Annotated in this window: 20 protein-coding genes; 11 read left to right on the plus strand and 9 right to left on the minus strand. The window is 36.9% G+C overall.

The features are described 5' to 3' along the window. Window positions 1-2: 2 nt before the first annotated feature. Complete coding sequence (locus RMO03_RS07970; protein WP_309641568.1) at window positions 3-2,030, minus strand: hypothetical protein; 2,028 nt, start codon at window positions 2,028-2,030, stop codon at window positions 3-5. Between the two features lie 140 nt (window positions 2,031-2,170). Next, window positions 2,171-2,917, minus strand: a complete 747-nt coding sequence (fabG, locus tag RMO03_RS07975) for a 3-oxoacyl-[acyl-carrier-protein] reductase (protein WP_309641569.1) — start codon at window positions 2,915-2,917, stop codon at window positions 2,171-2,173. A 474-nt stretch (window positions 2,918-3,391) separates the two neighbouring features. On the opposite strand from fabG, the gene RMO03_RS07980 reads away from it, so the two are divergent. The 8 genes from RMO03_RS07980 (at window position 3,392) to RMO03_RS08015 (ending at window position 11,886) form a co-directional block, all read left to right on the plus strand. After that, window positions 3,392-3,940 (plus strand): RNA polymerase sigma factor, encoded by a 549-nt coding sequence (locus RMO03_RS07980; protein ID WP_309641570.1) that lies wholly within the window; start codon window positions 3,392-3,394, stop codon window positions 3,938-3,940. A 20-nt stretch (window positions 3,941-3,960) separates the two neighbouring features. Then, the gene (locus RMO03_RS07985) at window positions 3,961-4,224 is read left to right on the plus strand and encodes a hypothetical protein (protein ID WP_309641571.1); all 264 of its coding nucleotides are present in this window, start codon (window positions 3,961-3,963) and stop codon (window positions 4,222-4,224) included. A 1-nt stretch (window position 4,225) separates the two neighbouring features. After that, a complete protein-coding gene (locus tag RMO03_RS07990) occupies window positions 4,226-4,696 on the plus strand; it encodes a periplasmic heavy metal sensor (protein ID WP_309641572.1) in 471 nt (156 codons plus the stop codon). Between the two features lies 1 nt (window position 4,697). After that, complete coding sequence (locus RMO03_RS07995; protein WP_309641573.1) at window positions 4,698-5,378, plus strand: MbnP family protein; 681 nt, start codon at window positions 4,698-4,700, stop codon at window positions 5,376-5,378. Beyond that, complete coding sequence (locus RMO03_RS08000) at window positions 5,375-6,394, plus strand: cytochrome c peroxidase (protein ID WP_309641574.1); 1,020 nt, start codon at window positions 5,375-5,377, stop codon at window positions 6,392-6,394. Before RMO03_RS07995 ends, RMO03_RS08000 begins: the two co-directional genes overlap by 4 nt. Window positions 6,395-6,468: 74 nt before the next feature. Further along, complete coding sequence (locus RMO03_RS08005) at window positions 6,469-8,727, plus strand: CotH kinase family protein (protein ID WP_309641575.1); 2,259 nt, start codon at window positions 6,469-6,471, stop codon at window positions 8,725-8,727. Between the two features lie 2 nt (window positions 8,728-8,729). Further along, window positions 8,730-10,157 (plus strand): YHYH protein, encoded by a 1,428-nt coding sequence (locus RMO03_RS08010; protein WP_309641576.1) that lies wholly within the window; start codon window positions 8,730-8,732, stop codon window positions 10,155-10,157. An 85-nt stretch (window positions 10,158-10,242) separates the two neighbouring features. After that, complete coding sequence (locus RMO03_RS08015) at window positions 10,243-11,886, plus strand: aryl-sulfate sulfotransferase (RefSeq protein ID WP_309641577.1); 1,644 nt, start codon at window positions 10,243-10,245, stop codon at window positions 11,884-11,886. A gap of 84 nt (window positions 11,887-11,970) precedes the next feature. On the opposite strand, the gene yidC is transcribed toward RMO03_RS08015, so the two are convergent. The 7 genes from yidC to guaA form a co-directional block, all read right to left on the minus strand. Beyond that, on the minus strand, window positions 11,971-13,869 hold the full coding sequence (yidC, locus tag RMO03_RS08020) for a membrane protein insertase YidC (RefSeq protein WP_309641578.1): 1,899 nt from the start codon (window positions 13,867-13,869) through the stop codon (window positions 11,971-11,973). 25 nt (window positions 13,870-13,894) lie between these two features. Further along, on the minus strand, window positions 13,895-15,508 hold the full coding sequence (locus RMO03_RS08025; RefSeq protein WP_309641579.1) for a CTP synthase: 1,614 nt from the start codon (window positions 15,506-15,508) through the stop codon (window positions 13,895-13,897). 146 nt (window positions 15,509-15,654) lie between these two features. Beyond that, on the minus strand, window positions 15,655-15,891 hold the full coding sequence (locus RMO03_RS08030) for a DUF3820 family protein (RefSeq protein WP_309641580.1): 237 nt from the start codon (window positions 15,889-15,891) through the stop codon (window positions 15,655-15,657). Window positions 15,892-15,968: 77 nt separating this feature from the next. Then, complete coding sequence (locus tag RMO03_RS08035; protein ID WP_309641581.1) at window positions 15,969-16,370, minus strand: OsmC family protein; 402 nt, start codon at window positions 16,368-16,370, stop codon at window positions 15,969-15,971. Beyond that, window positions 16,370-18,436, minus strand: coding sequence for a LysM peptidoglycan-binding domain-containing protein (locus RMO03_RS08040; RefSeq protein WP_309641582.1), 2,067 nt, complete (start codon window positions 18,434-18,436; stop codon window positions 16,370-16,372). The genes RMO03_RS08035 and RMO03_RS08040 overlap by 1 nt, the downstream gene beginning before the upstream one ends. A gap of 44 nt (window positions 18,437-18,480) precedes the next feature. After that, on the minus strand, window positions 18,481-19,329 hold the full coding sequence (locus RMO03_RS08045; RefSeq protein ID WP_309641583.1) for a LysM peptidoglycan-binding domain-containing protein: 849 nt from the start codon (window positions 19,327-19,329) through the stop codon (window positions 18,481-18,483). A 15-nt stretch (window positions 19,330-19,344) separates the two neighbouring features. Continuing rightward, window positions 19,345-20,874 carry a glutamine-hydrolyzing GMP synthase gene (gene guaA / locus RMO03_RS08050; RefSeq protein WP_309641584.1) on the minus strand — a complete coding sequence of 510 codons (1,530 nt, stop codon included), beginning with the start codon at window positions 20,872-20,874 and terminating at the stop codon, window positions 19,345-19,347. 100 nt (window positions 20,875-20,974) lie between these two features. On the opposite strand from guaA, the gene crcB reads away from it, so the two are divergent. The 3 genes from crcB (at window position 20,975) to gldI (ending at window position 23,087) form a co-directional block, all read left to right on the plus strand. Further along, window positions 20,975-21,346 (plus strand): fluoride efflux transporter CrcB, encoded by a 372-nt coding sequence (gene crcB / locus RMO03_RS08055; protein WP_309641585.1) that lies wholly within the window; start codon window positions 20,975-20,977, stop codon window positions 21,344-21,346. Between the two features lie 167 nt (window positions 21,347-21,513). Next, complete coding sequence (locus RMO03_RS08060; RefSeq protein ID WP_309641586.1) at window positions 21,514-22,518, plus strand: bifunctional oligoribonuclease/PAP phosphatase NrnA; 1,005 nt, start codon at window positions 21,514-21,516, stop codon at window positions 22,516-22,518. A gap of 2 nt (window positions 22,519-22,520) precedes the next feature. Continuing rightward, complete coding sequence (gldI, locus tag RMO03_RS08065; protein ID WP_309641587.1) at window positions 22,521-23,087, plus strand: gliding motility-associated peptidyl-prolyl isomerase GldI; 567 nt, start codon at window positions 22,521-22,523, stop codon at window positions 23,085-23,087. Window positions 23,088-23,094 lie beyond the last annotated feature (7 nt).

Below are 23,094 nucleotides of genomic sequence, written 5' to 3' on the forward strand. Positions count from 1 at the left end.
AACTATAGCAATCCGTTATACTTGCGTAAAAACCATTCCGAAGCTAAAGCAATCGCTACGAGAATCAGCAACCAAACCCAATCTATCAAAGGTGTTTTTTTGACAATGGCTTTTTCAATCGCTTTGTATGCAGTGTTGTCGAGCAAATTTTTGATCAAAGCATCAACTTGATTCGGCATATAAACTTGTGCTTGCGTTTGCGTTGCTAATTGTTTGAGTTTATTCAAATCCGGATTCACAAATTGCTTTTCAATATCGAAATCAAGAATTTCGAAATAGCCGTTATAAGTTGTATTCGTATTCAATTCTTTGACAGCAAAAGTATATTGCCCGGCTGAAAGTCCATCAAGATTGACTTTATAAGAATTGTTGCTCTTAAGTAAATCGTATTGCTTTACTTTTCGAGTATTTTTATTCGTTACTGAAATCGTCAAACGCGCCTTGTCATCGAGTTCATAGTTTTTATTGAAAAATTGCGCTGTAATTTCAATCGCATCACCCGAATTGTAAAAGCTTTCGTGGTTTACCACCAACGATTTTCTAGAATTATTCGAAGCTAAATATTGAATAATTTTATCCACAAACACATCGAATTTCTCATACGACTTGGTGTCGATGTGGCTTTGCATACGCCATTTCCAAAGGTTTTCACCGAGCAAAAAGGCAGAACGTTTCCCTTGGTTTTCAGCGAATGCCAACAATGGCGCATTGGTTTCTATATTCCGAATTTTCGAAGAAAGCAACACAGAAACGTTACTATTGGTCGTAATCGTTCCAAATGCATTTAGTAATGGCGGAAATTGCTCAAATCCAATATCATCCAAAGCAAACAAATTAAATTTCGATTCATATTGCGCCGAATAATCCTCGCGTTGGCCGCTCATTTTAAAAATCAGATTGTTTTGTTGTTGGTTCAATAAAGCAAAATCAGTACTGATTCCCGTAATGATAAAAGTATTAATACCAACTTGCTGGTTGTTTTCAAAAACCGATTTGAAATTGCTCGAAGGTTGATACAAAATCAAAACATTATAATCATTCAACGATTTGATTTCGTTAGGTTTAAGAATTGTTACTTTTCTTTGGGCATTACTTTCAATCGCGCGTTTCAATGCGCCAACATCGGGATGGTCGATTTCCGTAATAATGGCAACATTGGTTTTTTGATCAATCACTTCAACCGCGAAATTTTTGGTATTGTTGTAGGTGTTTTTCTCAGCTTCATTCGAAGTAATAGAAGCCTTAAAAATCTGCAATCCCACTTGATTCGCAGGAAGTAAAACATTCACAACGGCTGATTTCTTGGAAGGCGAAAAAGCAATCGTTTGTGTCGCTAAAGTCGAATTGCCTTGTGTAATCTTAAAATTCGCATTGAGACTTTTCGTTCCCGAATAATTCAAAAACACTTCTACTGGAAATTTATTCTTGTGAAAAGCATACTTATTCACATTGAGCTGACTCACTTTAATATCCAGAAATGTTGTCGTATCGCCCACAACCAAAGGATAAACTTTATTAGTCGCATCAAAGCTATACACGTAATCATTGCCGGTAGTTTGGTTTCCATCAGTAATCAGAACCGTCGGAAAAACAGTATTCTTATAAATGCTTTTAAGGTTCTTAGCAACTTCTTCAATGTTGGTTTGCTTGCCTTTAAAATCAAAGGTTTCTGAAGATTGAAATTCACTGTCAAAACGATACGATTCCACATCAAACTTCGCTTTTAAATCGGAATTCGACATTAATTTCTGTTGTAATTCTTTAGTAGCGGCATCGACTTTCAAATCAACAATCGAACTTGAATTGTCAACCACAATAGGCAACGGCGTCTTAATGACTTCAAATGTTTTGCTCGAAAGTATCGGATTAATTAACAACAATAAAACACCAAATACGGATACAAAACGCAAAAAAGCCAAAACCCAATACACCCGCGTATGAACTTTGACTTTATAAAAATATTGGTAAAATGACAAACCAACCGCTATTATTAGCGATAGTAGTATTAGTAATATTGTGGTTGTGGTCATTTAGGATTTGTTGTAGGTTGTTTGTTGTAAGTCAATTTTAGGTTAATAAGTTATTTCTATGTGCATTATTGTAATCAGTAAAAAATGTTCAAAATTACACAATTCAGAACCTACAACTTACAACCTATAACATACAACTTCTAAGTCAACATTCCGCCACAAACATTCATCACTTGCCCAGTTACATAACCGCTCATATCCGATGCGAAAAACAAACACGCATTCGCAACATCTTCAGTCGTTCCGCCACGTTTCAATGGAATTCCGTCACGCCAACCTTGCACCACATCTTCATTGAGTTTGGCAGTCATTTCAGTTTCGATGAATCCGGGTGCAATCGCGTTGCAACGAATGTTTCTCGAACCCAATTCCAAAGCCACCGATTTCGTAAATCCAATCACTCCGGCTTTCGATGCTGCATAGTTCGTTTGACCGGCGTTTCCTTTCACACCAACGACTGAACTCATATTGATAATCGAACCAGCGCGGTTTTTCAACATGGTTTTCTGCACCGCTTTGGTCATGTTGAATACTGATTTCAAATTCACATCAATCACCTTATCAAAATCCTCTTCCGACATACGCATGAGCAAATTGTCTTTCGTAATTCCGGCGTTATTAATCAAAATATCGATGGTTCCAAATTCGGCCAAAACCGCATCCACAAAGGTTTGTGCTTCGTTAAAATCGGCGGCATTCGATTGATACCCTTTGGCTTTGATGCCCAATACGTTCAATTCGTTTTCCAAAGCTTGTGCTGATTCTACAGATGAACTATAAGTAAACGCAACGTTGGCGCCATGTTGAGCGAAAACTTCTGCAATTCCTTTTCCAATGCCACGACTTGCGCCGGTGATGATGGCTACTTTTCCTTCGAGTAATTTCATATCTTAATATTCTTTGATTTTTTATTAGAAGCTAATCCTGCTATACGTTCCCAATCTTTTGTTCTGAAACCCAGAACAAAAGGATTTCCACTGCTATCAGGGCTATTTTACGTGCGTCAAATATACTACTATTTGTGGTTTGAAAAAAAATTCTGATTCCAAATTAAATAATTTTATACCACGACTCGAGCATGCGAACTGGCGAAGCAATTCACGAATTTTTAAAAATTGAATTTATAAGTTTAAATGATTATTGGAAACTTTATAATATAATAAACTTTGCGACTTTGCGTCTTTGCGAGGGATAAAATTCGCTCGCAAAGATGCAAAGGCGCAAAACCAAAAGCTTCAATACTTTTGAAATACTAAAGCAATTCATGATAAATTTTATTAGGCATAAACTTCCTGATAATCATTTAATTTTAATTCGTGCATTCGTGGCTATACATTTCAAAAAAATGTTACTTTGCAACCATGATGCAACAGAGTAATTCATTTCAAAACGTTTACAATCAATACCATATATTGGTCTATAACGTCGCATTGAATTACGTTCAAAACATCGAAGATGCCGAAGAAATCACACAAGACGTTTTCATACAAGTACACGCTTCGTTGGAAAGATTCGAAGAAAAATCTACCGTCAAAACCTGGCTATATCGCATTACTATGAACAAATGCCTCGATTTTATCAAACACAAAAACAGTAAGAAACGGTTTTTCATTTTTGGAAACAAAAGCCAAAACGAAACCGAATATCTCAACAGTTCTAACTTTGAACATCCCGGAATTCTACTCGAAAACAAAGAGAAAGCTGCACAACTCTACGCGGTGATCAACGAATTGTCTGAAAACCAAAAAACGGCTTTCATACTTTCTAAAATCGACGGCTTGTCAAATCCTGAAATTTCCGTGATTATGCAACTCAGCATTTCGTCTGTCGAGTCGCTGATTTTCAGAGCCAAAACCACATTGAAAGAAAAATTAGCCACAAAGTTTGAAGAATACCGCAAGAAAAAATAATTAAACTCGTCTATACGATTATGGAACAAGAACACTGGATCAACGAAGTATTGGAAAGCACGAATGGCATGACGCCAGCAATTCCTGATGCGAAGCTTTTTGCTAGGATTCAGGCTAAAATTCAAACAGACAATATTCCTATGCGATGGGTTTGGATGGCAGCGGCCACTTTACTGCTATTGGTTTCACTCAATATTACACTCGTATTCTCAAAACCTAAAAAGGAAAAAACAGCTACCGAAGTGATGGCTAGTTATCTTTCAAAATCGAATCAACTTTATTAAGATGAACAAGACAAAACTTTTAACAATCGCCGTAATTGTCCTTTTGATACTCAATACAGGAACGCTCGGATTTCTGATCTTAAACGGCCCAATGCGTCACGGACCTCGTCATCGTGGTGAAGGTCCAAAAAAACTTATTGTTGAAAAACTGCATTTAGACCAACAGCAACAAGCGGAATATGAAAAACTAATCCATTGGCACAGAGGAACGATTGACCAACTCGACAATCAAATTCTCGAAACTAAAAATCGTTTGTACTTACAACTGCTAAAAACCAACGTCGACGCCAAAGCTGAAGACAGTTTAATCAATGTAATTGTAGGTTATCAAAAACAGATTGAGCAAACACATTTCAAACATTTTGAGGATATCAAAAAAATCTGCAAGCCGGAACAGATGGAATATTATTACGATTTGACAACAGAATTAACCACATTGTTCTCTAAACCACGACGTCCTAAGCATGATTAAAATGAAATCAATTGTATTATTTTGTTTTCTTTTTTCTCAGTGGATTGTAGCGCAGGAAAAGGATTCTTTGCGGTTGCAGTTTCATTTCAAATTCGATGATGCTTCGATTGTTGCCAATCAACAATACATTTCCAAACAAAAAGATACTTTACAGATTGATACGTTTCGGTTTTATGTGTCGGACATACAGATTCTTTATGCTGACAACTCCATTTTAAAAACCAACGAAAGCCATCTTGTTGATTTAGAATTACCGAATTCTCAAAAAGTCCCGATTGGTTTATACACCAAAAAAGAAATCAAACAAATTACCTTTGCCATTGGTGTTGATAGTTTAGCCAATGTTTCAGGCGCATTAGCGGGCGACTTAGATCCGGCGAAAGGCATGTATTGGGCGTGGCAAAGCGGTTACATCAACATGAAAATGGAAGGCAAAAGTTCGAGTTGCAAAACCCGAAAAAATCAGTTTCAGTTTCATATTGGCGGTTATTTAAAACCCAATAATGCGTTGCGAACGTTTACTTTAAATCAACCGAAAAACAATGCTACAATTGATGTTGCCGTAAATGTAGCATTGTTCTTTTCAGAAGTTTCACTTTCACAAACCAACAGCATTATGATTCCCGGTAAACGGGCGATGCAACTTGCGGATTGTGGTGTTAAAATGTTTGAAACCGAATGAAAACCCAATATCAAAATAGTTTTGTTTTAATCGTTGTGCTTTTTATTTGCGCGGCATTTGCGATTCAAAAAACCACACCAATCTATTTTGAAGTGCCGAAAAATTGGCCAAAACCACATTATGATTTCTCTAAAAACCCAATCACTGAAGAAGGATTTCAATTGGGAAGGCATTTGTTTTATGATCCGATAATGTCGCGCGATAGTACGATTTCATGTGCGAGTTGTCATTTGCAATCGACTGGTTTTACTCATGTTGATCATGATTTAAGTCACGGCATTGAAGGAAAAATTGGCACGAGAAATTCGATGGCATTAATCAATCTTGCGTGGTCGAAAGATTTTCTTTGGGATGGCGGCGCGAACCATCTCGATGTACAACCACTGAATCCAATCACAAGTCCAGTTGAAATGGATGAAACTTTAGAACATGTTGTTTCTAAACTTCAAAAAAGTGAACAGTACCAACACCTATTTGAAGCTGCATTCGGAACTTCAAAAGTCACTGGGCAATTGACCTTGAAAGCTTTATCGCAATTCATGTTGATGCTTAAATCATCGAATTCGAAATACGATAAAGTGATGCGACATGAAGTTTCATTTTCAGAAAATGAACAAAAAGGCTACGATTTATTTAAAATAAATTGTGCCTCGTGTCACACCGAGCCATTGTTTGCGAGCGATAAGTTTGAAAATAATGGATTATCCATCGATGTGACTTTGAATGATATTGGCAGAATGAAAATCACCAATAAGGAAGAAGATTATATGCGATTTAAAGTGCCAACATTGCGCAACATTCAATTTACATTTCCATACATGCACGACGGCAGATTCAAAACGTTGACAGAAGTCATCAAACATTATAATTCGATTCAAAAAAGCAAAGGCATTCCAAAAGAATTGGCAGAACCGATGCGATTAACCGATAATGACCGAGTTGATTTGGTAGCATTTTTAAAAACATTGACGGATACGGAATTTTTATTTGATCCGAGATTTTCATTTCCTAAATAATTTTTTGGCATGCGCATGAATCAAAATAAAATGTCGTCTATAACAAAATACTAACTTGACCAAAATCCATTTTTATGAAAAAAAGCTTTCTGTTTCTATTATTTATTACGAGTAGTTTTAATGTTTTTTCGCAATCTTTCTACGACATCAATACGATTCAAGACATAAGAATTGTTTTTGCCGAAAGCAATTGGGATGCGCTTTTAGATGCGCAAGCCGGCTCGACAGAAGATTATATTCCGGCACAATCGGTGACGATTAATGGAACCGTTTTCAATAATGTTGGCGTTAAGTATAAAGGCAATAGCACTTATAATGCTACGCGTGTAAAAAATCCATTCCACATTGAGTTAGACACATATCAAAATCAGGATTATCAGGGTTATACCGACATCAAATTAAGTAATGTTTATTTTGATCCGTCGTTTTTAAGAGAGCCTCTTTCGTACTCCATTTTGAGACAATACATGGATGCGCCTTTGTGTAATTATGCGAATGTGTATGTGAACGGCACTTTGATAGGTTTGTATGTAAGCTCTGAGTCGATTTCTAAAAAATTTGTAGACAATCATTTTTATTCTAATAACAATGCACTTTTCAAATGCAATCCTATTGGTGGTGCCGGCCCGGGAAGTTCTTCTTATCCAAATTTAGCGTATTTAGGAACCAACATTACGAGTTATCAAACTGCGTATGAAATGAATTCTGATGCAGGTTGGGAAGATTTAGTTTCATTAACCAACACTTTGTCTAATGACATCACCAACATCGAATCGGTTCTAGATGTAGACCGCGCTATATGGATGTTGGCCTTTGATAACGTATTGGTCAATATAGACAGTTATATCGGCACCTTCAAACAAAATTATTATTTGTATAAAGATGATAATGGCCGCTTTAATGCAATCGTTTGGGATTTGAATATGTCTTTTGGAGTATTTACACAAACGGGTACAGTTTCATTAGCCAATACCACCGCTAAAAAACAAATGACCCATCTATTACATTCAGGTGATGCTGCTTGGCCATTGGTTCAAAAACTGCTGGCGGTTCCTAAATACAAAAGAATGTATTTGGCGCACTTCAGAACGATTCTCGAAGAAAATTTCTCCAACAATAGCTATTTAACTACTGCGCAATCGTATCAAAACGTAATCAATGCAGCTGTGCAAGCCGATCCAAATAAGGCATTTACCTACGCGCAATACCAAAGCAATTTAACAACAGATATGACCGGTGGAATGAATCCTGCACCCGGAATCACCAATTTAATGAATGGGCGATACACTTACTTATCCGCATTGACCGATTTCACCAATACGCGCCCTACAATTTCAGCTATCGCGCCAACTGTTGCAGTTCCATTGATCAATAGCGATGTGTTTATCACGGCCAACGTAATCAATACCAACACTAATGGCGTTTACTTGGGATATCGTTCCGACAAAGAACTTCCTTTTACCAAAGTGCTCATGTATGATGACGGTTTGCATGGCGATGGTGCTTCCGGTGATAATGTCTATGGAGCCAGTATGAATATGAGCAACGCATTCATGCAATATTATATTTATGCTGAAAATAACAATGTGGGCATGTTTTCTCCGGAAAGAGCCGAACATGAATTCTATAGTTTGTATGCGACTTACCCAACAATCAATCCGGGTGATTTAGTGGTCAATGAAATCATGGCGCAAAACACCGCAACGGTTATGGATCAAGATGGTGAATATGAAGATTGGGTTGAATTGTATAATAACACCGATACGACTTTGAGTCTCGATAATTTATTTATGACCGATACGGCTGCCAACCTAATCAAATGGCAATTTCCAACAGGAATAACAATTGAACCTCATGGTTATTTGACGGTTTGGGCTGATGAAGATGGAGCTCAAATTGGACTTCACGCCAATTTCAAATTGTCTTCCGGTGGCGAAAGTGTACTGCTGGCCTATGCCAACGGTACGATTATAGAAACTGTTGATTTTGGTGCACAGACTGCTAATTTCGGTTATGCCAGAGTGCCGAATGGTACAGGGAATTTTGTAATTCAATCGCCTACTTTTAATACGAATAATGAAAGTTTATCGGTTTCTTCTGTCGAGTTTAAACAAAACTTAACCGTGTTCCCTAATCCAACTAATGAAAATTTAAACCTTCAAAACAAATTTCCAATAGATACTGTTGAGATTTTCAACCTTCAAGGGCAATTGCTGTATACGCATGATTATCAAAACCAAAATCAAATTGCTATTGATATGACTGATTATTCGAAAGGTCTATACATGGTAATAGTCAATAAAAACACTTCATTAAAAATTGTAAAAAACTAATTATGAAATCGAAGATTCACGACCCGAGTGCTAGCGAACTGGCGAAGCAATTCCAAAATTTAAAACTAAAAAGCATGAGTAAAAAACTAATTCTAACCTTAACTTTTACAGGCATTGGCATTTTTTCGAATGCACAAACCAATCCTGCAATTCTTTCTTGGTTGCAAAACACAACCGGAATAACAGGAAGACATTATGTGGCAGGAAATTCAACTCCAATTGTTGATGCTGTTCAGGCCAATGTGCAAACGGTTCAATATAATGCAACCTATGCATATGTTGCTGCTACGGGAATTCCAGCTTATATCACAGGCCCGTTCCAAGATGGTAATCCTTCTTTTGCTACAGCACAAAATAAAATTTTCAGATTTCCATTAACGCCAACGCAAAATACTGGTACTGCTACAGCAACTACAGGTGGTAATATCGGTGTTTTTATAAATGGTGTCGCGCTGTTTGATTATAGAGATGGCGTTGCATGGAACAATACTACTAGTGCGCTTTGTGGTGGTCCAGGAAATTCAGCTTGCCCAGGCGGACCTATGGCAACGCAAGCATGGAACAGAGATGCAATACCTGCAGAGCGTGCCGGATTTGATTGTGCAAAAGCACATCCAGCCATGGGAAATTACCACCACCATCAAAACCCAAGTGCTTTCAATTTAGATTTGGTGGTATCTTCTAATGTTTGTGATTTGTATCCATCAGATGGTTTGTATGTAATTAATGCTTCTGAGCATGCTCCCTTATTGGGTTTTGCTTATGATGGCTTCCCAATCTACGGAGCTTATGCCTTTAACAATACCGATGGAACTGGTGGCATCAGCAGAATGAAATCAAGCTATCAATTAAAAGTGCAAACGACCAGAACCAATGGACCTGCTGTGAATCAAGTGGTAGGAACTCAAACTTTTTTTAATGGTTATTTCAGAGAAGATTATGAATATGTGGCGCATCCATCCGATCCAACATATTTAGATGCGCATAATGGTCGCTTTTGTATTACACCTGAATATCCCTTGGGAATTTATTGCTACTTCGCTACAGTAGATGAAAATCATAAATCGACTTATCCCTATGTAGTGGGTCCAACTTTTTATGGAAATGTAACGACAACAACTGTAACTACCGTACCAGCGGGAGCAACAACTTATGTTCTAGCCAATGAAACATTCGACTTCAATAAATCGAAAGTGACTATTTATCCGAATCCTGCCAGTGATTTTATTGCGATTCAAACTCCAATGGTTGAAAAAGATTTGAATGTACAATTGATTGATGAATTGGGTAAAGTTGTAAAAACGAGTAAAATTTTGCAAGGCAGTACCTTATCCATTCTAGAAACAGATACGGTATACAATGGTGTTTATTTTGTCAAAGTATCCGATGGGCCTAGCAGCAAATCATTCAAAGTGATTATTAATAAATAATGGCTTCATAAAATTTATAAAAGGTTTATTTCAAAAATGAAGTAAACCTTTTTTTATTTTTTTAATCCAATTGAAAACTTTTGATATGAAAAAAATATACTTTTTTGCTTTATTCCTTACTTCCTTATTGAATTCGAATGCACAAACAGTAGGTTTAACACAACATAATGCCGGAACTTTAGATGATGGTTATGTTTTATTTGCACCTAATAATGCCAATACAACATATTTAATTGATCGCTGTGGAAGGCAAGTAAAAACATGGAATAGCGCCTACAAACCCGGACAATCCGTTTATTTATTGGAAGACGGAACGCTTTTGCACACCGGTCTAACAGCAAATACTACATTCAATGCCGGCGGCAAAGGCGGTATTATCGAAAAAATAGATTGGAACGGAAACGTTATTTGGAGTTATACAATTTCTGATGCAACAAAATGTCAACATCACGATGCCAAAATGCTTCCAAATGGTAATGTTTTAGTAATTGCTTGGGAAAAGAAAACCAATACTGAAGCCTTTGCGTTTGGCAGAAATTCCACCTTAGTTCCTGCTGTACTGTGGAGTGAGCAAATTCTCGAAATACAACCCATTGGTGCTACAGGCGGAAATGTAGTTTGGGAATGGCATTTGTGGGATCACTTAGTACAAGATTTTGATGCTTCAAAACCCAATTATAGCACCATAGCTTCCAATCCACAATTGTTGAATGTCAATTATGGCGCTAGTGCAACGGTTTCTGATTGGATTCATATGAATGCCATCGATTATAATCCAACTTTAGATCAAATTGTAGTTAGTTCTCATAACTTAAGTGAAATTTGGATCATCGATCACAGTACATCAACTGCCCAAGCTGCCAGTCATAGTGGCGGAAATTCAGGAAAAGGCGGTGACTTTTTATACCGTTGGGGAAATCCACAAGCCTATAATAACGGTACTGCTGCGGATAAAAAATTCTTCGGGCAGCATAATATCCATTGGATAGAAAACGGATTGCCTTTCGAAAATCAATTGATGGTATTTAATAACGGATTGGCCAGAACCGGTGGAAATTATTCAACAGTTGAAATCATTAATCCGCCTGTTGACGGTTATAACTATACTGCAACACTGCCCTATTTGCCGACTTCACCTTCGTGGATATACAATTCCGGAAATCCCAATAATTTGTTTGCGATGAACATATCCGGCGCACAGCAACTTTCTAATGGTAATGTTTTAATTTGTAATGGCCCTAGCGGTATTTTTACTGAAGTCAATAATGCCGGTACTACGCTTTGGAAATACATCAATCCTGTCGGAACCAGTATTGCCAATCAAGGAAGCACTCCAACTCAAAATATGGTGTTTCGCTGTAGTTTTTATCCTAGTAATTATAGTGGTTTCTCTGGACATATTTTAACTACTGGAAATACAATAGAAAATTCGAATGTGGTTTCTAGTTCATGCAATTTAACTTTAGCAACAAACGATTATACTGATAATCAAATTCAAATATTTCCTAATCCGGCGAGCGATTTTATAAAGATTCAAATCAATCAAAATAAAGGCAACCTAAAAATCGACCTTATTGATATGGTTGGAAAAGTAATTCAATCTGAAATTGCTTTAGCTGAAAATAATACCTTGGTTTTTAAAACGGATGCCGTTTCCAATGGCGTTTATTTTATTCGAATCAACGACAACAATCTAGTGAAAACCTTTAAAGTGATTATCAATAAATAGCAACCGTTTGAACTGTGATTAGTGGTAATCGTGTTGCAATAAAAAGCCCAATCATTTGATCGGGCTTTTTTGATTATATAAAATCTATTTTTTCTTCTGCTGTGCTTTTTGAGCTTCTGCTTCCTGCATCATCGCTTGCAATTTCTGTTGGAACTTCCCTTGTTTTTTCGGCTCTTTGAGTTTGTTCTCTTGAATCTGAGCATGAATTTTTTCGGGATCTACAATATAGTTTTTGATAACAAACATAATCCCAATCGTAATCAAATTCGAAATAAAGTTATACAAACTCAATCCCGCACCATAACTATTGAAGAAAATCAACATCATAATCGGCGATACATAAATCATAATTTTCATAATCTTGCTCATATCGGGCATGCCTTCTTGTTGTGGAGCCGCCATTTGTTGGTCGCCAGAAGTCATTTTCATATAAAAGAAAATCGCAATGGCTGCCAAAATTGGAAACAAACTGATGTGATCACCATACAATGGAATGTGGAAAGGTAATTTTGCCACTTGGTCAAATGAAGACAAGTCATCGGCCCATAAAAAGCTTTTTTGTCTTAGTTCAAATGCTGAAGGGAAAAACTGAAACGACGCATACATAAATGGAATCTGAATCAATGCCGGAATACAACCTGCCATCGGATTGACGCCGGCTTTGTTGTATAACTTCATCGTTTCCTGTTGTTTTTTCATCGGGTCTTTTTTGAATTTATCTCCCAACTCCGTAATCTCCGGACGCAACACTTTCATCTTCGCTTGCGACAAAAATGACTTGTATGTGATTGGCGACATTGCAATTTTAATCAAAATCGTGAAGATGATAATCGCAATACCGTAAGCAATATAAGAACTCAAAAATCCGAATAATGGAATAAAAATAAACTTGTTAATCCACCCAAAAATGCCCCAACCTAATGGAATAATTTTATCTAAATTTCTGTCGTAAGCTTTCAATGTTTTGTAATCGGTTGGGCCAAAATACCAATTCATTTTATAATCCAATTCACCATTATTAAACGCTAAAGGCACATTGGCTTTGAATTGTTTGGTATAAAGTGTATCCACTTGGTCATTGACAACCAAATTATCAGAATACAATTTTGATTTTTCAAAAGGCGTTTTAGTCAACAATATCGAAGTGAAAAAATGCTGCTTGAATGCGATAAAAGAAACCTTTTCAGGTGTTTCCTCTTTATCTTTTCCTTGACCGGTATAACTGTCTTTGTCGCCTTCATATTCGTAACGGATGTCGGCATAACGGTTTTCATACGAAATGCTTTTCTCGTTGCGATACGCTTTCAAATTCCATTCTAAATCCAATGGCTTTGACGTATTCAAAACTTTGCTCAAACCTTGCGAACGAATGTCGAAATCGAGCATATAATTGTTCGGCTTCAAAACGTATTTGTATTCTAAAAACTCGTTAGCGCTCGCATTCAAGTGCAATGTCAGTACTTGGTTCTCGCCTACTTTGGTTAAAGTGGGTTCGAAAAACAAATCTTTAGTCGATAGTGAACGGTTGTCTTGTGTGAGCAACGTAATGTTTAAATCCGAATTCTTATCCTTAATCAAAGACACCAATTGTCCTGAACCTTTTTTGAAACGTTCTTGATTTTTTAATGTGGCTTCGGTAATAAAACCACCTTTGTTGGCGATGGTAATTTTAATCAAATCATTTTCAATCGTGGTGAAATTTTCTTTCGCTGAAGGAAGTGTTGCAGAATACGCGAAGTTTCCAAGTGTTGCTTTCAAAGCTGACAATTGCGTCGAATCATTTGCGGTTGAATCTTTAACAACAGTAACTGCAGCTGCTTTTACTTTCTGAGCTTCTGCTTGTTTTTGAACCAATTCTTTTTTGGCTTTGTCGGCAGCAATTTGCTTTTCAGTCGGTTGATTTTGATACATAATCCATATCAAAATACCAAAAATCAATACAAAACCTATGATTGAATTGCGATCTAATTTTTTTTCTTCCATTATTGTATTTATAAAACTGTATTAATTATTTCTTCTTTGCTTTGACGGTCGCACCCACAAAACTTACAAATAACGGATGCGGATTAGCTACTGTACTTTTGTATTCGGGATGGTACTGCACGCCAATGAAAAACGGATGGCTGGCGATTTCAACAATCTCCACCAAGTTCGTTTCCGGATTGATTCCTGACGAAATCAATCCTGCTTTTTCCAATGCTGCTGCGTAATCGCTGTTGTATTCGTAACGATGGCGGTGACGTTCTAAAATGGATGTTTTTCCATAAATAGAAGCTGCCAAAGTATTCGGTTTTATATCACATTTCCATGCACCCAAACGCATTGTTCCGCCTTTGTCAGTGATGTTTTTCTGTTCTTCCATCAAATCGATTACGGCGTGCGAGGTGCCTTGGTTCATTTCGGTTGAATTCGCGTCTTTATGTCCGAGAACATTTCTGGAATATTCAATCACTGCCATTTGCATCCCTAGACAAATTCCGAAAAACGGTAAATTATTTTCACGCGCATAACGCACCGCTTCAATTTTTCCTTCGATACCGCGTTCGCCAAAACCTGGTGCCACGAGAATACCATCAAGGTCGTGCATTTTATCAGCAATATTATCGGCGTCGATATATTCGGAATGTACCGAAACAACATTCACTTTAGTTTCGTTGGCTGCACCTGCGTGAATGAACGCTTCTAAAATTGATTTATAAGAATCTTGCAATTCAACATATTTTCCAATCAAACCAATATTCACCGTATGTTTTGGATTTTTCAATCGATGTAAAAAGACATTCCAGTTTTTTAAATCCGGCGATGCTTTTTTAGGTAAATTTAATTTCTTCAATGCCACGACATCCAAGCCTTCTTCGAGCATCAAGTTGGGCACTTCATAAATCGTCGAAGCATCGATCGATTGGATTACGGCTTCTCTTTTTACATTGCAAAACAACGCCAATTTCTGACGCAATTCATCCGAAATTTCATGCTCGGTTCTGCATACAAGAATATCGGCTTTGATTCCGCTTTCCATTAAAGTTTTTACGGAATGCTGTGTTGGTTTTGTTTTGAGTTCACCAGCAGCTGCCAAATACGGAACCAAGGTAAGATGAATTACAATGCCATTACTTTCACCCAATTCCCACACCAATTGACGCACGGATTCTATGTATGGCAACGACTCAATATCACCGACAGTTCCACCGATTTCAGTAATGACAATATCGAAATCGCCTGAATTTCCGAGCAATTGCATGCGTTCTTTTATTTCGTTGGTAATGTGCGGAACGACTTGAACGGTTTTTCCTAAGAATTCACCGCGACGTTCTTTTTCAATTACGGAAAGATAGACTCTACCGGTTGTTACATTATTGGCTTGTGAAGTTGGAACATTCAAAAAACGTTCGTAGTGTCCTAAATCTAAATCGGTTTCAGCACCATCATCTGTGACATAACATTCGCCATGTTCGTAAGGATTTAAAGTTCCCGGGTCAACATTGATGTAAGGATCAAATTTTTGAATGGTTGTTCGATAGCCTCTTGCCTGCAATAATTTTGCTAAAGATGCCGCAATAATTCCCTTTCCAAGAGAAGAAGTCACGCCGCCGGTAACAAAAATATATTTCGTTTGATTCATTGTGTTTTGGTTGTTGTTGTGTTGTTGTAGTTGTTTAAAAAAACGAGGCAAAAATAAGAATTTAAAATGGATAATTAGACGATTAGATTGTTGGATTATTAGAAAAAAACCCAGGTTAAAATCTAACAATCTAAAAATCCAATAATCTAATAATCTTTCTTCGGATATTGCTTCTTAATATTGCGAATCAATTCCTCCAATCCGTTTAGTTTGAGTTCATAAACCAATTGCAATTGCTCGCCTAATAGCCCTTTTGGAAACCCATTATTTTTATACCAAACGATATAATACTCAGGAATATCAATCAAGTGCCAATCTTTATATTTCCCGAAAGGCATTTTGGTATGCGCGAGTTGGATGAGTTTTTTTTGATCTTGGTTCATGTTGTGGAGTGAAAAGAAAAAGAGCCAAGAAGTAAAAACTAGTCTTCACTCTTGGCTCATTCTGTATTTTCTATAAATTATTTCCAGTGAAAAGTCACGTCTTTTTCGATATCGGAATTCAAACTCAATAATACCGGACAATTCATCGCGACGCGTTCCAGAATGGTTTTTGCTTTTTCATCCACATCGATTGGCATATTTAAAACAACAATAATCTTAGCTATTTTACGTGGCTCGGGTTGCATGATTTTAGTGATTTCGATGGTTGAGCCGATTAAATCTACATTCAAATCTTTCGACTTAATTGCCATAATCGAAATCATACAACTTCCTAAAGCATTCGCTACTAAATCTGTTGGCGAGAAAGCTTCACCGCGTCCGTGATTGTCTGTTGGCGCATCCGAAAGAATCTCTGTGCCGGATTGCAAATGAACTGAAGAAGTTCTTAAGTCGCCTAAGTAGGTTATTTTTGAAGTCATTAATTTACTTGTTTTACGGATAAATCATCTTGGTATTCCATGATGTAAATGCCTTTGTTGACGTAACCATCAGCACCTTTTTTGGTGTATTCAAACTTGCTTTCGATTTGTTCGGATTTTAATTCCGCAGCGGAAGCCATAAAGGATTTTTCTTGAGTGATACGCAGCAAAGTATCAAACGTCACATCGAAACCTCGAATGGCAAATTGACTTGGAAACACTTTGTTGATTTCTTTATAGTTCTTTTCAAAATCCGTAGCTGCAACAGTATTATTTTCACGGGTTAATGATGGGTAAAGCATTTTTAGGATGGTCAATCTTTTCATTGAAATTTCCTCGAAATCTAGCGTATCGTTCGGTTCAATAATCACCAATTGAATTTGAAAATTCGACATTTCATTCAACAAAATATTCGTTGTGCCCAATATCAAACCGGTTCTTTCCGAATCTAAAACGACATAATTGATGGCATCTTTTATAAATTGTGATTTTAAATTATCTACATCCAAAGCGCCATTATCTAATAATGTAACGAATTTTGCTGAAGGGTAATTTTTCGTAATAAAATCCTTGTTGTAGACTTTTTTAGGATCGCTTACAACAATAATATTCCCTTTTTTCGACATCATAAAATTGAACATAGCCGTTTTACCAAAATCACTCGGAGGCATCGATTGAAATAAATTAGGAAACGATTTTCCAATTTCTTTTGATAAAGGCGAAATCACAGGGACGTTTTTTTCATTTAAAAGTTCGGCAGCTTTTTCAACATATTGCTGGTAGAATGGACCAATAACCGCATCGGCAGTTTCAACATTATTCTTCTTAATGACATTCTCGATATTAGAACTCATTTTGCTTTCTTCGGAGTCGAAAATCCTCACATCAACATTCAATCCGAGTGTTTTCGCTGAATCGATAGCCATTAATGCGCCTGAATAGAAATCGAGTGTCATGTTGAGGAACGCATCTTTTTTCAAACGAACTTCCATGGTCTTTAAAGTATCGCTTTGGATTTTGGCGGCATTAAACGGAAGCAATAAAACCAATTGCTTTTTAATTGCATTTTTCACGATAGGCTTACTCGAATCTGCATATTTAGGTGTTCCGCCAACATCAGTTTTGATAGTTCCTTTTCCTGGTACTTTCAAAATCATTCCGGTTTTTACACCATCGCTTAATGTCGGATTGAGTTTGATTAATTCCTCTGGACTGATATTAAAATATTGACCCAAACTATACATCGTTTCGCCTTGCTTTACTTCATAATTAGCATAGCCATTTTTGGTTAATGTATGTATGGTTTCTGTCGTTACAATTTCATCACCAACTATTTCGGTGGTTACCGGTTTTGGTTTTTCTGCGATAGGTTTTTCAGTAATAGGTTTTTCCACCGGTTTCGTAGGTTCAGGCTTTGATGCCACACCGTTAATAATAAGTTTGTATCCTACTGGTAAATTGGAAACAATTTGTGGGTTTTTCTCTTCCAATTGTTGAACGGTCATGCCATATTTTTTGGCGATTCCGAATTTTGTTTCTTTAGGTTCAACAATATGAAAAACATTATTTTCTTTATTGGATTGCGATACCACTGGCGAAGTAGGTTTCTCTACAACAGTTTCTTTTGGGTTTTCTTTTGTTGTAGTCGGCGCATCTCCACTAATATTAGGTATTTTTATGGTTTGTCCTATTTTCAAACCGCTGGCGAAAGCTTCAGCATTTAGGCTTTTCAAATCCTGAATACTAACATTATAATCTCTTGCAATGCTGTATAAAGTTTCTTTGGGTTTGGCTACATGCGTTCTGTTGTCCGCCGATTTAGGCTTTGAAGCACTTGCCGTTTTTATTACTGATGTTGGTATTAGAAGAATGTCGCTTTCTTTAATTCCGTTTTGGGAATCCGGATTTAATTTATAGATATCATAAGGCGTAACATTGTATTTTGTAGCAATTTGCGTAATCGTTTCTCCTTTAGCAACGGTGTGTTTTGCGAAATTCTTATCTTGGGCAAACGTGGCGCTAGAAATCATGATGATTGCCAGTAGAGCATATAAAAATCGATTCATTGTAGTACTTTTAGTTTGATTAACATTTGGGTTTTGCAAGCGCATTAATTGTTGGTTTTAATGGTTAAAATCTGTCCGATTTGCAAACCATTTTTTAATATATCTTCATTTTGAAGTTTGATGTCATCCACAGAAACATTGTACTTTTTCGACAAACTGTATAAGGTTTCTTTGGGTTCTACTTTATGTTTAATGGCATTTCCGGCAACAGTTTCCGCAGCTTTAGTTTGAGTTACCGCCGGTTTTTGCTTTTCCGTTTTAACGGTTTCTTCAGTAACCGATGTAGATTGTTTGATGTCAATACTTTTTTCTGTTGGGATTTTAATAATTTGTCCAATCTTCAATCCGTTTTTTAGCGTTTCAGCATTGTTGGCTTTGATGTCATCCACAGAAACATTGAAATCTCTGGCCAAACTATACAACGTTTCTTTAGCAGTTACTTTATGATTGACTTCCGTTTTTCTTTCTGTAATGACGATTTTTTTGATGTCGTTATTTGGCGTTGGGTTGGCATTAACAATTTCTGATTTTTCAGGACCATTTTTTGTTGCTTTGTCATCAACTACAGTTTCATTTTGAACTACTTCACTGCTTTCATTAGCGCTTGTTTCTTTAGTTCCTGAACTAGCTACTAACACTTTTGCTGCAGCACCTTCTTTTCTGGGAACCGGAATTTTTAAAACCATCCCCTGACTAATACCTTCAACAGCGAATTTGTTGAGTTTGTATATTTCAGCAGGATCAACTAAATACTTTTTAGATATCAAACGAATCGATTCTCCTAATTGCACTTCATGATCAATAATATCAACTTCTTGATCTTTTTTTCTGTTTTGACCAAAACTGCTGCTTAAAATGCAAATTGCAAAAAAAGCGAATAAAATTTTTTTCATAAACGTTGAATTAATTTATTCCCATTCAATCGTAGCAGGTGGTTTGGAGCTAATATCATACACTACACGGTTTACGCCTTTCACTTTATTGATGATTTCATTCGATGTTTTCATCAAAAAATCATACGGCAAATGAACCCAGTCTGCAGTCATTCCATCGGTCGATTCAACGGCTCTGAGTGCTACAACTTTCTCGTAAGTACGCTCATCGCCCATGACTCCTACACTATGCACCGGCAGTAAAATAGCACCGGCTTGCCAAACTTTGTCATACAAACCAAAAGATTTTAATCCTTCAATAAATATGGCGTCAACCTCTTGCAATATACGAACTTTTTCTAAAGTTATATCACCTAAAATTCTTATTGATAATCCAGGCCCTGGAAACGGATGTCTTCCCAATAACGCTGCATCAATGCCTAATGTTGCCCCAACTCTACGCACTTCATCTTTAAAAAGCATGCGCAATGGTTCGACGATATTGAGTTTCATATAATCTGGCAATCCACCTACATTGTGATGCGATTTAATGGTTGCCGATGGCCCTTTCACCGAAACCGATTCGATAACATCAGGATAAATTGTGCCTTGTGCCAACCATTTTACATCTTCAATTTGGTGTGATTCATCATCAAAAACTTCAATAAAAACGCGTCCAATAATTTTGCGTTTGGTTTCGGGATCGCTGACGCCTGCTAGTTCACTTAGAAACCGATCCGAAGCGTCAACGCCTTTCACGTTCAATCCCATGTGTTTGTATTGATCGAGCACACTTTCAAATTCATTCTTGCGCAACAATCCGTTATTGACAAAAATACAATACAGATTTTTACCAATCGCTTGATGCAATAAAACCGCAGCAACTGTCGAATCTACACCACCGGAAAGTCCAAGAACGACTTTGTCATTTTGCAATTTTTCTTTGAGTTCACCCACCATTTCTTCAACAAAAGCATTGGGTGTAAAGTTTTGTGGTACATGAGCAATGTTGACCAAGAAGTTTTCAAGCATCTTTTTTCCGTCGGTCGAATGGTAGACTTCTGGATGGAATTGAATCGCGTAAGTAGTCTCGCCTTCAATTTTATACGCAGCGTTTTCTACATCATTAGTGCTCGCTAATTTGACGCCGTTTTTAGGTAATGTTTTGATGGTATCACTATGTGACATCCATACTTGAGAATGGGCATCAACACCTTCAAAAAAGGATTCGCCATCTTTAATGAAAGACAAATTCGCTCTTCCATATTCACGTGTATTCGATGGTGCTACTTCGCCTCCACTGAAATGAGCGAGATACTGTGCTCCATAACAAACCGCCAATAAAGGCAACTTGCCTCGAATTTGTGATAAATCGGGATGAGGCGCGTCATCAGCACGAACCGAAAATGGACTTCCGGAAAGGATGACTGCTTTGTAGCTCGATAAGTCAGTTGGAAAATGATTGTAAGGGAAAATTTCGCAAAATATGTTGAGTTCGCGAACCCGTCGGGCAATAAGTTGTGTGTATTGCGATCCGAAATCTAAAATAAGTACGTTGTGTTGCATGGACAAAAATACTTTTAAAATTTTAGACTTGAAAATAGAAATTAAAAAATCTATTTTTGAAATGAAATTCTATTGGTAATCCGATGAAAAACAAAAACCTATGCTTAGAACACTTTTATTGATTGCGCTTGGTGGCGGTATCGGCAGCATGCTTCGCTATCTTACTTCGGTGGTTATTGAGAAATATTATAATGCTGTTTTTCCTTTAGCTACCTTAATAGTCAATATACTCGGATGCTTATTGATTGGAATTATCATGGGTTTGCTCGAAAAAAATCAATTGACTAATTCTTCTATGAAATGGTTGTTTGTTACTGGTTTTTGTGGAGGCTATACGACTTTTTCAACTTTCGGATATGAGAATATTGCTTTATTGCAAAGCCAACATTCAGGTTTGGCATTTCTTTATATTGCTGCTAGTGTTATTGTAGGATTGGCTGCGGTTTGGTTGGGTTTATGGCTTGTAAAATAAAACGTAAATTATATGAAACACGACCCGAGCATAGCGGACAGGCGAAGCAATTGCACCAATTGGCATGAATTAATTAGTGCAAATTTCTTTAATTAATGTTTGATTTTTAGTGATAACAACTTGTTAAAATGTTTCTGTTTTGCGAAAATAATGTAACTTCGCACCCTATGAAAAAAGAAGATATAGAGGCTATAGTTGCGTTGCTTTCTACTCCAAAGAAAATTGCGATCATTCCGCACAGAAGTCCCGATGGTGACGCCATGGGTTCGACCTTGGCTTTGTATCATTTTCTTTTAAAATGCAACCACCAACCTATTGTAATTGCTCCAAACGAATTTCCTGATTTTTTAGCTTGGATGCCCGGAAGCGAACACGTTTTGATTTATGAAAATGATCGCGTCAATACCACCAAAATATTACAAGAATCTGAAGTGATTTTTACTTTAGATTTTAATGCCTTGCACCGCACTGGCGAAATGGAGAAAGTGTTGAGTCAACTGACAGCACCATTCATCATGATTGATCACCATCAAAGCCCTGACCATTACGCTTTGTATACTTATTCCGATACGCAGTTTGGTTCGACATGTGAAATGATTTACAACTTCATTTCGTTTTTAGATAAAAAAGACTTCATTGATAAAACCATTGCTACTTGCATTTATACTGGAATATTAACTGATTCAGGTTCATTTCGTTTTCCAAAAACTACCGGCGCAACCCATCGTATTGTAGCGGATTTGATTGATTTGGGTGTGAATAATTCTGAAATTCCGGCATTGCTATTCGATAATAATTCTTATCACAGTTTGCAATTGCTCGGAAGAGCTTTACAGAATATGGTAGTTTATCCGGAATATAAAACCGCTTTCATCTCGCTATCTCAAAAAGAATTGGATGAATTTCACTACGTCAAAGGCGATACGGAAGGCATTGTTAATTATGGGTTGAGTATTAAAGGAATTGATTTTGCGGCGATTTTTATTGAACATCGAGATGAAAATATCATCAAAATATCATTTCGTTCTCAAGGTGATTTTGATGTGAATCAATTGGCACGCGAACATTTCAGTGGCGGTGGACACATCAATGCTGCCGGAGGAAAATCGACACTATCTTTGGAAGCCACGGTTGCCAAATTCAAACAAATAATAACCCAAATAAAAATATAGTCATGAGCAAGTATAGTTTATTTATTGTCATGCTCGTTATGGGAATTGTACTGCTTAGCTGTTCACAACAACAAGCGCGACAACCTATTTCACATTCATCAGGAACCTTTTTGAAAGAATCTGCCGAGCGTAATAAAAAATTGATTTCGGGTGAAGAAGCCAAAATTGATTCTATTATTAAAAGTGATCCAAACGTAAAATACCTTACTTCTCAAAAAGGCTATTGGTATCGTTACGACAAGAAAAATACGTTAGATACTTTGCGTCCAAAAAAAGGCGATGTGGCGAATTTTAATTATGAAGTCAAAGATTTGGATGGCAATGTTATTTACTCCGAATTAGAATTGCGTCCACAAGTTTACCATGTTGATAAAGAACAAAAAATCATGATGGGCTTGCGTCACGGAATCAAATTGATGCATAAAAACGAAACGGTTACTTTCCTGTTTCCTTCGCATATGGCCTACGGATATCATGGCGATGACAGACGAATTGGGCATAACCAACCTTTGATTTGCACCGTAACTTTGGTCGATTTTAATCCTGAAAATAAAATACAAACCGAATAATTTTTAA

Source organism: Flavobacterium sp., from assembly GCF_031411595.1.
Classification (GTDB): domain Bacteria; phylum Bacteroidota; class Bacteroidia; order Flavobacteriales; family Flavobacteriaceae; genus Flavobacterium.

Coding starts and splice junctions, on each gene's coding strand:
- RMO03_RS07995 (WP_309641573.1), top strand. CDS start 4,698: ATGAAATCAATTGTATTATTTTGTTTTCTTTTTTCTCAGTGGATTGTA.
- RMO03_RS08035 (WP_309641581.1), bottom strand. CDS start 16,370: ATGACTTCAAAAATAACCTACTTAGGCGACTTAAGAACTTCTTCAGTT.
- RMO03_RS08030 (WP_309641580.1), bottom strand. CDS start 15,891: ATGAACCAAGATCAAAAAAAACTCATCCAACTCGCGCATACCAAAATG.
- RMO03_RS08060 (WP_309641586.1), top strand. CDS start 21,514: ATGAAAAAAGAAGATATAGAGGCTATAGTTGCGTTGCTTTCTACTCCA.
- RMO03_RS07970 (WP_309641568.1), bottom strand. CDS start 2,030: ATGACCACAACCACAATATTACTAATACTACTATCGCTAATAATAGCG.
- fabG (WP_309641569.1), bottom strand. CDS start 2,917: ATGAAATTACTCGAAGGAAAAGTAGCCATCATCACCGGCGCAAGTCGT.
- RMO03_RS08000 (WP_309641574.1), top strand. CDS start 5,375: ATGAAAACCCAATATCAAAATAGTTTTGTTTTAATCGTTGTGCTTTTT.
- RMO03_RS08025 (WP_309641579.1), bottom strand. CDS start 15,508: ATGAATCAAACGAAATATATTTTTGTTACCGGCGGCGTGACTTCTTCT.
- RMO03_RS07985 (WP_309641571.1), top strand. CDS start 3,961: ATGGAACAAGAACACTGGATCAACGAAGTATTGGAAAGCACGAATGGC.
- RMO03_RS08040 (WP_309641582.1), bottom strand. CDS start 18,436: ATGAATCGATTTTTATATGCTCTACTGGCAATCATCATGATTTCTAGC.
- crcB (WP_309641585.1), top strand. CDS start 20,975: ATGCTTAGAACACTTTTATTGATTGCGCTTGGTGGCGGTATCGGCAGC.
- RMO03_RS07980 (WP_309641570.1), top strand. CDS start 3,392: ATGATGCAACAGAGTAATTCATTTCAAAACGTTTACAATCAATACCAT.
- guaA (WP_309641584.1), bottom strand. CDS start 20,874: ATGCAACACAACGTACTTATTTTAGATTTCGGATCGCAATACACACAA.
- RMO03_RS08015 (WP_309641577.1), top strand. CDS start 10,243: ATGAAAAAAATATACTTTTTTGCTTTATTCCTTACTTCCTTATTGAAT.
- RMO03_RS08045 (WP_309641583.1), bottom strand. CDS start 19,329: ATGAAAAAAATTTTATTCGCTTTTTTTGCAATTTGCATTTTAAGCAGC.
- yidC (WP_309641578.1), bottom strand. CDS start 13,869: ATGGAAGAAAAAAAATTAGATCGCAATTCAATCATAGGTTTTGTATTG.
- RMO03_RS08005 (WP_309641575.1), top strand. CDS start 6,469: ATGAAAAAAAGCTTTCTGTTTCTATTATTTATTACGAGTAGTTTTAAT.
- gldI (WP_309641587.1), top strand. CDS start 22,521: ATGAGCAAGTATAGTTTATTTATTGTCATGCTCGTTATGGGAATTGTA.
- RMO03_RS08010 (WP_309641576.1), top strand. CDS start 8,730: ATGAAATCGAAGATTCACGACCCGAGTGCTAGCGAACTGGCGAAGCAA.
- RMO03_RS07990 (WP_309641572.1), top strand. CDS start 4,226: ATGAACAAGACAAAACTTTTAACAATCGCCGTAATTGTCCTTTTGATA.